The 12,040-nt window shown below is 59.0% G+C and carries 13 protein-coding genes; 3 read left to right on the top strand and 10 right to left on the bottom strand.

Annotated features, from left to right (window positions below; translation table 11 throughout):
• Positions 1-50: 50 nt before the first annotated feature.
• From R5M92_RS14145 to glnA, 5 genes are all read right to left on the bottom strand, one after another.
• The gene (locus tag R5M92_RS14145; protein ID WP_346796615.1) at positions 51-1,238 is read right to left on the bottom strand and encodes a GGDEF domain-containing protein; all 1,188 of its coding nucleotides are present in this window, start codon (positions 1,236-1,238) and stop codon (positions 51-53) included.
• Positions 1,239-1,409: 171 nt separating this feature from the next.
• Complete coding sequence (gene glnG, locus R5M92_RS14150) at positions 1,410-2,819, bottom strand: nitrogen regulation protein NR(I) (RefSeq protein WP_346796616.1); 1,410 nt, start codon at positions 2,817-2,819, stop codon at positions 1,410-1,412.
• Positions 2,812-3,858, bottom strand: a complete 1,047-nt coding sequence (gene glnL, locus R5M92_RS14155) for a nitrogen regulation protein NR(II) (protein ID WP_346799389.1) — start codon at positions 3,856-3,858, stop codon at positions 2,812-2,814. Before glnL ends, glnG begins: the two co-directional genes overlap by 8 nt.
• Positions 3,859-4,219: 361 nt before the next feature.
• Positions 4,220-4,741, bottom strand: a complete 522-nt coding sequence (locus R5M92_RS14160) for a DUF4124 domain-containing protein (RefSeq protein ID WP_346796617.1) — start codon at positions 4,739-4,741, stop codon at positions 4,220-4,222.
• 126 nt (positions 4,742-4,867) lie between these two features.
• Entirely contained in the window at positions 4,868-6,274 is a 1,407-nt protein-coding gene (glnA, locus tag R5M92_RS14165; RefSeq protein ID WP_346796618.1) for a glutamate--ammonia ligase, read from the bottom strand.
• Between the two features lie 520 nt (positions 6,275-6,794).
• Between glnA and R5M92_RS14170 the strand changes: the two genes are divergently transcribed.
• Positions 6,795-7,397: a hypothetical protein gene (locus tag R5M92_RS14170; RefSeq protein WP_346796619.1), complete on the top strand. Its 603-nt coding sequence runs from the start codon at positions 6,795-6,797 to the stop codon at positions 7,395-7,397.
• 15 nt (positions 7,398-7,412) lie between these two features.
• Here R5M92_RS14170 and R5M92_RS14175 read toward each other — a convergent pair whose 3' ends face one another.
• Positions 7,413-8,453, bottom strand: coding sequence for an acyltransferase family protein (locus tag R5M92_RS14175; RefSeq protein WP_346796620.1), 1,041 nt, complete (start codon positions 8,451-8,453; stop codon positions 7,413-7,415).
• A gap of 104 nt (positions 8,454-8,557) precedes the next feature.
• Between R5M92_RS14175 and R5M92_RS14180 the strand changes: the two genes are divergently transcribed.
• The gene (locus R5M92_RS14180; RefSeq protein ID WP_417338970.1) at positions 8,558-9,514 is read left to right on the top strand and encodes an alpha/beta hydrolase; all 957 of its coding nucleotides are present in this window, start codon (positions 8,558-8,560) and stop codon (positions 9,512-9,514) included.
• A gap of 267 nt (positions 9,515-9,781) precedes the next feature.
• The gene (locus tag R5M92_RS14185; protein WP_346796621.1) at positions 9,782-10,162 is read left to right on the top strand and encodes a DUF6746 family protein; all 381 of its coding nucleotides are present in this window, start codon (positions 9,782-9,784) and stop codon (positions 10,160-10,162) included.
• A 65-nt stretch (positions 10,163-10,227) separates the two neighbouring features.
• Here R5M92_RS14185 and R5M92_RS16270 read toward each other — a convergent pair whose 3' ends face one another.
• From R5M92_RS16270 to R5M92_RS14195, 4 genes are all read right to left on the bottom strand, one after another.
• Complete coding sequence (locus tag R5M92_RS16270) at positions 10,228-10,704, bottom strand: DDE-type integrase/transposase/recombinase (protein ID WP_417338973.1); 477 nt, start codon at positions 10,702-10,704, stop codon at positions 10,228-10,230.
• Positions 10,676-10,927 carry a hypothetical protein gene (locus R5M92_RS16275; RefSeq protein ID WP_417338975.1) on the bottom strand — a complete coding sequence of 84 codons (252 nt, stop codon included), beginning with the start codon at positions 10,925-10,927 and terminating at the stop codon, positions 10,676-10,678. The genes R5M92_RS16270 and R5M92_RS16275 overlap by 29 nt, the downstream gene beginning before the upstream one ends.
• A gap of 39 nt (positions 10,928-10,966) precedes the next feature.
• Positions 10,967-11,065: a transposase gene (locus R5M92_RS16280; RefSeq protein WP_417338976.1), complete on the bottom strand. Its 99-nt coding sequence runs from the start codon at positions 11,063-11,065 to the stop codon at positions 10,967-10,969.
• Between the two features lie 368 nt (positions 11,066-11,433).
• The gene (locus R5M92_RS14195; protein ID WP_346796622.1) at positions 11,434-12,027 is read right to left on the bottom strand and encodes a glycine zipper 2TM domain-containing protein; all 594 of its coding nucleotides are present in this window, start codon (positions 12,025-12,027) and stop codon (positions 11,434-11,436) included.
• Positions 12,028-12,040: the final 13 nt, after the last annotated feature.

Consider the following 12,040-nt stretch of genomic DNA (forward strand, 5'->3'; position numbering starts at 1 on the left):
ACTCTCTCTGACGCGGACTCGCTTATACAGGCTCGCTTATACCGACTCACTTACGCACATTCATTTATGCAGATCCGGTTGCGGCCGCTTTCCTTGGCCTGGTAGAGAGAGTCATCGGCACGCTTGAGTGTCGTCTCGGTCCCCTCACCCCGGACATGGCAGGCGACTCCGACACTGGTGGTCACCGGGACGGGGTTGCCGTCATGATCGAACAGCGTCGCTTGCTCGATTGCCGCTCTCACGCGTTCCGCCACCAACGCGGCGTTGCGCCGATCGGTATCGAGCAGGATCACCACGAACTCCTCCCCGCCATAGCGGGCCACGCAATCCCCCGCTCGCACCTGCAGCGCCAACAGTCGCGCGAATTCACGCAGCACCTTGTCGCCGACCGAGTGGCCGTGAGTGTCGTTGACCATCTTGAAATGGTCGATATCCATCATCAGCAGGCTGTAGGTGTGCTCATCGCCGGAACGCGCCAACTCCGCCAGGCGTCGCTCCAGAGCCCCACGGTTCAAAAGCCCAGTCAGCGCGTCGTGGGTGGCTTGACGATAGAGTCGCAACAACAAGCCAAGCTGAAAATGATTTGCCGTCAACGCCACGACCAGCAGGGTACCCAGCAGCCACTGCTCCTGCAGCCCTTGCGGGGTCATCCAGCTTCCCTGCACATACTGGGCAAAGCTCAGTAGCGCCAGCATGGCCAGCCCCGCCAGCAGGGACTCGATCAGGGTAAACGGGAAGATGCTCAGAGTCGCCACCAGCAAGAAAGGAATGAAGCTATAACCGGCCAGCTCGCGGCTTCCACCGGGGGGCATGAGAAACAGCACCAGCGCATAGAACGCCGCCGGTAACGCGAGCAGCAATCCCGCGCTAAGGCGAATCCGCCTGATCTTGTCCACACTGTGCCAGGCCAGCCATAACACCCCGATGAACCCCAGCGTCATCATCAAGCGACCCAGTTGGGTATACGCCTGGATCTCGTGCGGCAACATGATGCCATCGACCAGCACCCATAGCGGTGACAGGACAGCGAAGATCAACCCTACCGCCAGCACGCGATTGCGCAAGTAATGAGCATGAGCAAAGATGAAGTCACGGCTATGATGACGCGACGTCAGCGTATCCCACAGGGAACTCAAGAGGGTGGCGAAAAGCGACATCTCCTTCCTGATGGGTTCGTGGGGATGGCGGCGCCTGTCCTTGAAGGAAAACAAGGCAGAGGTACTTTTATTGGCAGACATGACAAGGCTCGCAGCTTGACCAACAGGAACAATGACCCACGAATGCATTAAGCTCTTTCGTTTACGGTACATCGCGCAAGATGCTTCATACCGACAGCTGAAACTTCATTCCAGCAGCTTACGCGATGACCAAGCCAGGCTCTTGAGTTCAATCAAGCTTCTGCGGAATCGTTACTCCTCGGCCAGCGCCGGAAGCAAGGTCTTGAGCTTACGCGTCAAGGTGTTGCGCCCCCAGCCCAGCAGCTCGGCGGCTTCGCCCTTGCGTCCACCGGTATGCTTGAGCGCGGTTTCGATCAGGATTCGCTCGAAATCCGGTACCGCTTCCTCGAGCAGGTGTGTATGGCCCTCGGCCAGGGCACGATCGGCCCAGTCACGAAAAGCGTTGCGCCAGTCGCCTTGGGGGCTGTCCGCACTCCCTATCTCCCGAAGCTCGGGCGGCAGATCCTCGACCAGCACCTCACGGCCGGAAGCCATGACGGTCAACCAGCGGCAGATATTCTCCAGCTGGCGCACGTTCCCCGGCCAGGAAAGCCGCGTCAGATGGGTTTCGGCTTCCGGCGTCAGCACCTTGATCTCGGTAGACAGCTCCTTGGCGGCTTCCGCCAGAAAGTGACGCGAAAGCCGAGGGATATCCTCCCGCCGTTCCGCAAGCCGAGGAAGATGGACGCGAATCACGTTCAAGCGGTGAAACAGGTCCTCACGAAAGCGACCATCCTCCACTAGTCTTTCCAGATTCTGGTGCGTGGCGGCGATGATACGCACATCCACCTTGACCGGCGTATGCCCGCCGACCCGGTAGAATTCGCCATCGGCCAGCACGCGTAACAAGCGAGTCTGAGTTTCCGCCGGCATATCGCCGATTTCATCCAGAAACAAAGTGCCACCGTTGGCCTGCTCGAAGCGTCCCTGGCGCTGTGCGGTGGCACCGGTGAACGCCCCTTTTTCGTGACCGAACAACTCGGATTCGATCAGGTCGCGGGGAATGGCCGCCATGTTCAGGGCGATGAACGGCTTCCCGGCCCGGGGGCTGTGCTGATGCAAGGCCTGGGCGACGCGCTCCTTGCCGGTTCCCGACTCGCCGTTGATCAATACGGTGATATGCGAATGGGACAGCCGGCCGATGGCGCGAAACACCTCCTGCATGGCGGGTGCTTCGCCGATGATCTCGGCATTCAATCCTTCCGGCACGCTCACCGGCTGCTTGCGTTCACGGGCGTGGGCCACGGCGCGTCGCACCAGCGCCAGCGCTTCGTCCACATCGAACGGCTTGGGCAGGTACTCGAACGCCCCGCCCTGGTAGGAAGCCACGGCGCTGTCGAGATCGGAATGGGCAGTCATCACGATGACCGGCAGATCGGGATGGGCATCGCGCACTCGGGACATCAAATCCAGCCCATCGATTCCCGGCATGCGAATGTCGGTGACCAGCACATCCGGTGGACTCTCCAACAGCCGGTCGAGTGCGATATCGGCCCGCTCGATGCACTCCACTTCCAGGTCGGGTTGCGCCAGGGCACGCTCCAGTACCCAGCGGATAGCACGGTCATCGTCCACAATCACTATACGTGCGACCTCAGTCATGGCGCGTCTCCAATGGAATCAGTAAACGAAATTCGGTATGTCCCGGTCGGGATTCGCATTCGATCAATCCTTGATGCTGATGGAGAATGGACTGGGCGATAGACAGCCCCAAGCCGCTGCCTTCCGCCCGCCCGGATACCATGGGATAGAACAGCGTTTCTCGCAGGGTCTCGGGAATGCCGGGACCGTTGTCGCTCACCGTGACTTCGCATACCAGGCGGTGGCGCTCGGCGCCCAAGGTAAACTGGCGGCGAGCACGGGTGCGCAGGATTAGCTCGGGTTCTGGCACCTGGGCGTCGGTCATCGCCTGGACCGCATTGCGCGCCACGTTGAGCAGCGCCTGAATCATCTGCGATTCATCGCCCGAAAGCGGCGGAAGGCTGGGGTCGTAATTGCGGATGATGGTGATATCGGGATGTTCGGCGAGCAGCAGCGAGCGAACCCTTTCCAGTACCCGATGGATATTCAACGATTCGTGCTTTATTACCCGGTTCGGGCCCAGCATCGAATCGACCAGATCGCGCAGCCGGTCGACTTCCTCGATGATGATGCGGGTAAACTCGCGCAGCCCCGGTTCATCGAGGTCGCGCTCCAACAGCTGGGCCGCACCGCGAATACCGCCCAACGGGTTCTTGACCTCATGGGCCAGGCCGCGGGCCAGAATCTTGATCGTCTCCTGGCGAGTCAACAGCGCCTCTTCTCGGGAGATCTGCATCAGCCGGTCACGCGGTTCTACCTCGAGCAGCAACTCGTCGGCGGAGAGCGGGGTCACCGTGTAGTCCACGGTCAAGGGTTCCTGATTCAGCGGGGTGATGCGCGCCTCGCGCTGGGTAAAGGGATGAAAGGCATCCCGCGCCTTGGCCAGCACGTCATCGATGCTATCTTCGCAGCCCAGCAGGGTTTCCAGGCTGGAGCCATAGACACGGCTGAGACTGACCGCCAGCAAGGCCTCTGCCGCCGGGTTCATCCAGCGTACCTGCAACTTTCCGTCCAGCAGCAAGACCGCCGTGGTCAAATGCTCCAGCAGACGTTGATGCATATTATCGCCGTGACCGCGCGGCTCGCGTTGGTGGGTATCGGGCTTTGATGCCCCAGTGTGAGTCATGGCAACACATATCCGGTTAACATCGAGCGAACCGACACTCAGCGGGGTCGGGTCTCTTGGTTAGCTGTCGTCAAGATGGGTTGCAATAAGTGCGCCAACCTACCCAGGCACCAGCATAGCGCACCACATGCGGCCGATTACGGGCTTGGCCGGCACGCGACAAAGCGTGGCGCGCAAAAACAGCAGCCTTCGATGCACCATTAAGGTGCATTACGTGCGCCATGACATATCCTTTCACCTGGAGCGCTCAGACACAGAATGCTGTCTAACATGGCGCACCTAGCTACCATGGCGCCTAGCGCACGGAAAGCGTGATTTCCCGGGAGCGATGTCGCACCCGCCCGCTGCTATCCAGCAGTTCGGCCTGCAGGCGATGCTCGCCCCGCTCCAGACCCGCCAGCCAGAATACATCGCTGTGCAACGCCGACTGGCTTATTTCCCCATCAAGCAGCAGGCGTACCTGATGGTCCTCGCGCAATGCCGGCACCACTTCTACCGACACGCTGGTCAGGGGCGCTTCGAGTATCTGCCCCGCGGCGGGGCTGGCGATAGCGAAACGGTCATAGGGCATGAAAGGTTGCCCTACCGCCGCTTTACGGCGCGGCGACGAATCCCGATCGACCGCCGGTGCCGCTCCCGGCAGCGCCGAAGGTAACGGCGCAAGCTGCAACGCCTCGCCGCCCCGGTCGGGCTTGTCGGTAAACGTCACGTTGCCCTGTTCGTCCACCACCCGAAATACCGTCTGGGCGAAAGCCTGGGAAACACTGCTCGACCACAGCAGCGTCCCTACCAGTGCGCCTAACACCTTGTTGTTCATGGCCTACCCATTGCTTGCATCGTCGCTGCCATTGTGGCTTTTTTCGGTCCAGAAAAAACCCCGCCGAAGCGGGGTTTCGAGTACCCAGATACTGGGCGTCAGACAATGACAAACAACTGACAATGATCAGCAGCTGTAGTACATGTCGAACTCGATCGGGTGCGTGGTCATGCGAATACGCTCCACTTCTTCCATCTTGAGTTCGATGTAGGCATCGATCATGTCGTCGGTGAAGACGCCGCCTTCGGTCAGGAAGTTGCGGTCGGCATCCAGCGCTTCCAGGGCTTGATCCAGGCTATGGGCGACGGTCGGTACGGCCTTGCCTTCTTCCGGCGGCAGGTCGTACAGGTTCTTGTCCATGGCATCGCCGGGGTGGATCTTGTTCTTGATGCCGTCGATACCGGCCATCAGCATCGCCGCGAAAGCCAGGTAAGGGTTGGCGGTCGGGTCGGGGAAGCGAGCCTCGACACGCTTGCCCTTGGGGCTTGCAGTGTACGGAATACGGATGGACGCGGAGCGGTTACGGGCACTGTAGGCCAGCATGACCGGCGCTTCGAAGCCCGGCACCAGACGCTTGTAGGAGTTGGTGGACGCATTGGTAAAGGCATTCAGGGCACGGGCGTGCTTGATGATACCGCCGATGTAATACAGCGCCATTTCGGAAAGACCAGCGTACTCGTCACCCGCGAACTGGTTCTGGCCGTCTTTCCAGAACGACTGGTGAACGTGCATGCCGCTGCCGTTGTCGCCCACCAGCGGCTTAGGCATGAAGGTCGCGGTCTTGCCGTAAGCATGAGCCACGTTGTGGATCACGTATTTCATTTCCTGAACTTCGTCGGCCTTCTTCACCAGGGTGTTGAACTTGACACCGATCTCGTTCTGGCCGGCGTTGGATACTTCATGGTGATGAACTTCGACGGTCTGGCCGATGGCTTCCAACGTGTTGCACATGGCACCACGGATATCGTGGAAACTGTCGACCGGCGGAACCGGGAAGTAGCCGCCTTTCACCCGCGGGCGGTGGCCCAGGTTGCCGCCTTCGACCTGACGGTCGGTGGACCAGGCACCCTCTTCGGAGGTGATCTTGTACATGGCGCCTTCGATGTCGGCCTTCCAGTGTACTTCGTCGAAGATGAAGAACTCGGGTTCCGGACCAAAGAAGGCGGTATCGCCCAGGCCGGTAGTCTGCAGGTAGGCTTCGGCACGCTTGGCGATGGAGCGCGGGTCGCGGTCATAGCCCTGCATGGTGGCGGGCTCGATGATGTCGCAACGCAATACCAGGGTAGCGTCTTCGGTGAACGGATCGAGATAGGCGGTGCCGTCTTCCGGGCGCAGAATCATGTCGGATTCGTTGATGCCTTTCCAACCTTCGATGGAAGAGCCATCGAACATCTGGCCGTTTTCGAAAAACTCCTCGTCGACATCACGCGCGGGAATGGTGACGTGCTGCTCCTTACCACGTGTATCGGTAAAACGCAGATCGACCCACTTGACGTCATGTTCTTCAATTAGCGCGATGGTCTTGGCTGACATGTGCCCTCCGGTATGAGCTTGGCTAAGTAGTAAACGGTCTCGTTGCTGTCATTGCTCTCGCCGAGACTCCGTCAGATGAATAGAACGGAAATCGACGGCGGTGATTCGGCCGGCTATCGTTTTAGCACGTCACAAGCTGCCTGCCTATGACGGCCAAGCCGCTACCCATCATTAATGCAGAGTTCATGCCACAATTGCACCAACATGGCATGTAAAACACTAAGTCATTGTTTTAAAAATTAATATGTGAAGAAAAAGATGCATCGCAATGTGGCATATCGTTTCAGCTCAAGGCGTAAGCACGTAAATCGGCAGCGTTGCGCACCAAAATAGCTCCTACCAACTCCTTTATGCACCAATAGCGTGCAAGAAAATATTCTCGCCAAGGAACAACAAAAGCTCGCCCTTTCTTGATACACAACTAAACTATATACTACAATATATTACACAATAATGGTCCTCCACTCGCCTCGAGGGCAACTCAGAGATGGACTCCTTTTGTTTCATCATCGATGCGCTCGTGACAGGTGCAACCTTGCCTCGTCACTTGCACGCCGTACCCAGCCAGAGCGCGGAGTCCACCAACGGCCAGCTTATTCTCACTGCCGGGGAGAAGGACTCGCGCCTTGCCGCGCTGGCGTTGCGCCATCATGCCCAGCTGCTGTCCATTCCCCATCGCCTGCTCGGCGCACGGCTCAACCATGCCGTTCTCTATACCCGCGCCGAGTGGCTGATATTCCCCTTTCAGGGCGCCGCCGTTCCCTCGGCGTGGCAGCCCATATTCTCCCAACTGGATACTCATCTGCTGGACGCGGCGATGATCGGTATTCCCCAGCCCACCCTGACCGAGCGGCTGTTGCAACGATTCCTTCCCCCCACCACGCCGGTTCCGCCCTACCTGGCTGTCACCCGTACCTGGCTGGAAAAAATCGGCGGGTTCGATGCGGAACTCGACCTGGCGGCTCCAAGCGACCTTCTTCAACGGCTGATGGCATGCCCGACACGTATCAAGGCGCTGGATGTGGACTTGCACCGTCGCCGCAAAACTAACGTTCACCGGCTCGACGACGAAAACAACGATATCAACCCCACCCCGCCACCGCCTACACAGCTGCCTTCCTGATCGGCTTCGCCACCCCTAGGCAGCGGCCACTTTCAAGCGCTTCCCCAACAGCAACCCGCCCCAGCTGAACAGATTCGCGCACCGATTGAGCAGGATGGACCCGGCCAGGCCGACAACCGCCAGCAGCAGTACATAGGCTGCCAACGGTAACCGCTCGGGTCCCACGACTTTATCCACCAACTGAAAGAACATGGGGTGAGCCAGGTAAATGCCGAACGAATAGACATTGATTTGCCGCACCAGCCAGGGCGCTTTCCTGCCGCGCAGTTGTTGCATCGCCCAGAGCGTGAAGAGCAGGAAAAACGGAATGACCCAGACCTCTTTCGAGGAAAACTCGAGCCAGCCCGCAAAGGTGGCCAATACCAGCAATACCGTCGCGCCCACCAACCAGGCGGGGTGCGCCAAAGAAGTGATCCAGGCAGGTTTCATTTGCGCATCGACGGCTTGTTGAACAGTGGTGGCATAATGGCGAACCAACACCAGGGCCAGGAAAAACAGGTAGACCCAGCCAAACGGCATGATCCACAACAGGTAACCCGGCGGATCGACTCCCAGCCAGTAAGCCGTGCCCCAGTAGCCCATGCTTACCAGGCAGGCGATCCACAAGCCGGGCACCGGATTGAATCGCCATAAGCGCCAGCGGGTATACAACCAGTACGCCACATAAAACTGCATGGCGATGATCAGAAAGTAGCCGTGCCATCCGGCATACAGCAGATACTCCACCGCATAAGGAACCAATCCCACTGTCTCGCCACCGACACGCAACCGAGCCCACTCCGCTCCCGCATAGGCCACGCCATAAGTGAAATATGGCACCATGACGAATTTGACCCGCTGCGACAAGAACCCCTGCGGTACCGTATGGCCATAACGCACGGCAAAGACAAAGATGGAGATGAACAAGAATGTCGGCGTACCCAGCACCAAGGGCAGGCGCGCCAGGTCGGTGGCCACGTTATCCACCCGCTGATTGACGTGATCCAGCAAATGGAACAGAAACACCGCCATGCAACCGTAAGCGCGTAGCCAGTAGATTTCCTCAATCTTCTTCATGAGCGCTCCCGCCGATGAAGCGCCAGGTTGCCAAGTTGAAGGGCGAACAACCCGCGCCGTCGTGCTGTCCGACATCGGTAAGTGATAGAAATTCCGGAGTATTCATGAGTAGAAAGGTTTCTCCTTTAGCTTCCCGCCTGTCGCACTGGCGCCTGTGGAGTTGGCGAAGCCGCTTATGCGTTCTATTGGGCATGGCAGCCACCCTGTTACCGACTATCTCTCAAGCCAGCCAAGTGCGGATGGAGCGCTTTGCATCGCCCACGCTAGGGCACGACTACCCCTACATGCTCTATCTTCCCGATGGCTACACCGACAGTACCGCCCACTATCCTGTCATCTACCTGTTGCACGGCTCTTTCAACAGCCATCGGGACTGGGTTTCCCGCGGCGCACTCCAGCGGACCGCCGACAGGTTGATCGACGCAGGGCATATTCCGCCGGTGGTAATCGTCATGCCGGGCAGCCTCAGCTGGTGGGTGGATGGGCACAACGAACCCGCCCATAGCGCCTTCATCAACGACCTTCTTCCCCATGTGGAAGAGACCTACCGGGTCGGCCGGGAGCGCCATCACCGCGGCGTCGCGGGGTATTCCGCCGGCGGCTTCGGCGCCTTGAACTTCGCCTTGCAATATCCGCAGCGGTTCGGAGCCGCCGCCGCCTTGAGCCCCGCCAGCTACCTGCCCTACCCGCCGGACAGCTCCTCGGCCTACCGGCATCCGGCATTTCTCGACGAAAACGGCGAGTTCGACCACGCCCTGTGGGAGCAAGTCAACTACCCCGCTCACTTGGAAGAGTATCGCCTGCGCGTAACGCCGCGCCCCGCCGATGACGAAAGCGACGTGCCGCCGGTACCGCTTTACATCAGCGCCGGACGCAGCGACGTCCACGACGCGGAGTTTCATGCCCGCCAGCTCCGTCAGACCATGGAGCGCATCCAGCCGACACTGGTCAATCTGGACCTCTATCCCGGCGGGCACACATGGAAAGTCTGGCGAGCGAGTCTCCCGGCGGCACTCAACTTCATGTTCCAGTACCTGGAAGGCCCGGAAGAGACTCCCTGAACAGTGCCCTGCAGCGAGACGTCGGACACCACCAACGGCAGTCCACCTCCACCGAACAGGCAAGCTTTCGCACCGCCCCTTATTCCCGTCTGGGCTTATCCCGGTGGCGGGTATGGCACCCTACCGCAAGAACATGGCAAAGCCCATAGAGTCAATTTGACGCATTCGCAATAAAGAATCTTTATCATCTGCGATGCGCCATGGTACGTTTTCGGGGTAACTCGTTCTCAACGGCAATACCAATATCCCAACCGGCAGGAGAGCCCCATGAAACGTATTGTGTTTTTGATGTTGGCAGGATTGATGAGCAGCACCGCCACCTTGGCCCAGGAAGATGACCATGCGCGTGACGATCACTTCAAAGGCAAGCCGTCCGAGACGCTGGAAGAAGCCGTCGAAAACTTCTCCGAGGGTAATCAGCAATTAGCGGAACTGCTAGCCGCCGATGAGCTTTCCAATGAACAGATGGGCGAACTTCATATGCTCACCTACACACTAGAAAACGCTCTACGAAAAATCGACGAGGAAGTGGATGCCATGGCGGTATCCCTGGAAGAAGTTCACCTGGGCTCGGAAACCCTAGATCAGGAAAGAGTCGCCACCAACGGCTCCGACTACCTGGAAGCAGCCCGCACGTTAGTCGAGTGAATCCCTCCCGCCTGAACTGTCCCGGTCATGATGCCGGGACAATTTGTTTAGCGTAAGCGTTGCTTTCACGTAACTATCGGCTCATCCCCGCAGGTGCGGGGTGGGTCATGCTGCCTGGGCGGCAGCGAGCGTCGCTGCGCGATCTCATCGAGGAACCGCGCCAAGCGACGCCCGGAAATGGACGTGTCCACCAGCTGGCCGACACACTCTCGGCTGAAGTCGTCCACAATGTTCAGGACACGAAAGCGACGCCCTGAGGCCAACTGGCCCGACACGAAGTCCATCGACCAGCGCTGGTTGGGGCGGTCCGGCAGTTCCATCGACATCCTTGGTCGGACCAACCGCTTGCGTCGCCGGGTCCGAACCTGAAGACCATGCTCGCAATACAGCCGGTAGGTGCGCTTGCGATTGATCACCAGGCCCTCCTGACGCAACAGCACGTGAAGCAACAAGTAGCCGTAGCGGGGATAACAGGTCGCCAAGGCTTGGAGACGTGCCCGAAGCGGCTCATCGTCACGCAGCACAGCCTGGTATCGCGCCACCGATCTTGCCAGGCCTAGCAGCCGGCAGGCGCCTCGCTGGCTGAGCCAGCCGCCTGTCATCAGGTGCTTCACCGCCCGCCGCTTCGCTTCGGGTGTCACCACTTCCCGAGACAATCTCCTTGAGCGCGGCATTGTCGAGGGCACTTTCTGCCAATAGCTTCTTCAGTCGGGTATTCTCGTTTTCTAGCTCGCGCAGGCGCTTGGCCTCCGAGACCTCCTCCATGCCGCTGTACTTGGCTTTCCAGCGGTAGGGTCTGCTCGGTCACGGCATCTGCCGGGCCAGCTCGGCGATCGAGACGCCGCGCTCGTTGGCCTTGAGGATGCTAATGATCTGCTCTTCGGAATGTCGGTTACGCTTCATCGCGAGGTTTCCTGCTATCAGAATAAACGTAGCGGAAATCTCACATTGGCGGTGGACCGGTTTCTGGGGGAAAGGTCATATCCAATCATCCAGCTGGCTGGATTGACAATAGGCTCGCAGCGCAGAATTCGGATTAATCCGACCACCATTCTCACATAGACACATACGGCCAAAAGTATCGCCGCAATAATGATAAGTGGCAGCAGTAGGTAGCCGATACCGACCTCTCGAGCAGCGATAATCAGCCGTCATCCTGACCATAGCCTTCTTGTAATGACGCGGGGTCAAGCCTCAATACATGACCCTTCATAAACCCAACAGTCGCGTTAAGAAGGCCATGGCTCATGCTTCTAATGCAAAGGGGCCTATCAAGCCGTCATCATATCCAGAGGCTTGTAATCACCTTCCGCGGTACGACACCAGACGGCACCATCCGCTATCCCGCGGTCTTCAACAGAGAGCGAAGTACGGGTTGCCCGGCAGTTGGTATTTGAGGATAGCTGAGCCAGCTTACGCTGCTCCTCAAGACTTAGATCTTGACCACGGGCCCGTCCAAGCGCCATTACTGCCCTCGAATCACTCGCGGCAACTACTTCACCGTAGTGGATCTGACCCTGCACCCCTTCTCTCTCATCGCTCTCCCAGGCCACACTGCCCGACTGACGTTCATCAGCGAGCAAAGCCTGCTGGGTGGAACTTGCCAGTGAAGCCTGCTCTTGTTCATTTAGGTAATCCGCAAACTGGTTACCCACCAGTCCTCCCACGGCAGCACCCAGCGCCATTGCCACCAGACGACCATTACCCCCTCCAATCTGGGAGCCGACAAGGGCGCCCGCCACGGAGCCCAACGTGGTCCCCATTACCGAGCGCTGTTGTGCAGACATTGTCTGGCAACCACTTAAGAAAAGGGAAAGTGCCAGCAGGCCAGCGATAATGAAGGTGGATCGAAAGGCTTTCGTCATTTTTGATTTTCCT

The organism is Halomonas sp. Bachu 37 (assembly GCF_039691755.1).
Classification (GTDB): domain Bacteria; phylum Pseudomonadota; class Gammaproteobacteria; order Pseudomonadales; family Halomonadaceae; genus Vreelandella; species Vreelandella kashgarensis.

Bases quoted from the DNA above. Each gene is read 5' to 3' on its own strand.
- R5M92_RS14145 (WP_346796615.1), bottom strand. From the start codon at position 1,238: ATGTCTGCCAATAAAAGTACCTCTGCCTTGTTTTCCTTCAAGGACAGG.
- glnG (WP_346796616.1), bottom strand. From the start codon at position 2,819: ATGACTGAGGTCGCACGTATAGTGATTGTGGACGATGACCGTGCTATC.
- glnL (WP_346799389.1), bottom strand. From the start codon at position 3,858: ATGCATCAACGTCTGCTGGAGCATTTGACCACGGCGGTCTTGCTGCTG.
- R5M92_RS14160 (WP_346796617.1), bottom strand. From the start codon at position 4,741: ATGAACAACAAGGTGTTAGGCGCACTGGTAGGGACGCTGCTGTGGTCG.
- glnA (WP_346796618.1), bottom strand. From the start codon at position 6,274: ATGTCAGCCAAGACCATCGCGCTAATTGAAGAACATGACGTCAAGTGG.
- R5M92_RS14175 (WP_346796620.1), bottom strand. From the start codon at position 8,453: ATGAAGAAGATTGAGGAAATCTACTGGCTACGCGCTTACGGTTGCATG.
- R5M92_RS14180 (WP_417338970.1), top strand. From the start codon at position 8,558: ATGAGTAGAAAGGTTTCTCCTTTAGCTTCCCGCCTGTCGCACTGGCGC.
- R5M92_RS14185 (WP_346796621.1), top strand. From the start codon at position 9,782: ATGAAACGTATTGTGTTTTTGATGTTGGCAGGATTGATGAGCAGCACC.
- R5M92_RS16275 (WP_417338975.1), bottom strand. From the start codon at position 10,927: ATGGAGGAGGTCTCGGAGGCCAAGCGCCTGCGCGAGCTAGAAAACGAG.
- R5M92_RS16280 (WP_417338976.1), bottom strand. From the start codon at position 11,065: ATGAAGCGTAACCGACATTCCGAAGAGCAGATCATTAGCATCCTCAAG.
- R5M92_RS14195 (WP_346796622.1), bottom strand. From the start codon at position 12,027: ATGACGAAAGCCTTTCGATCCACCTTCATTATCGCTGGCCTGCTGGCA.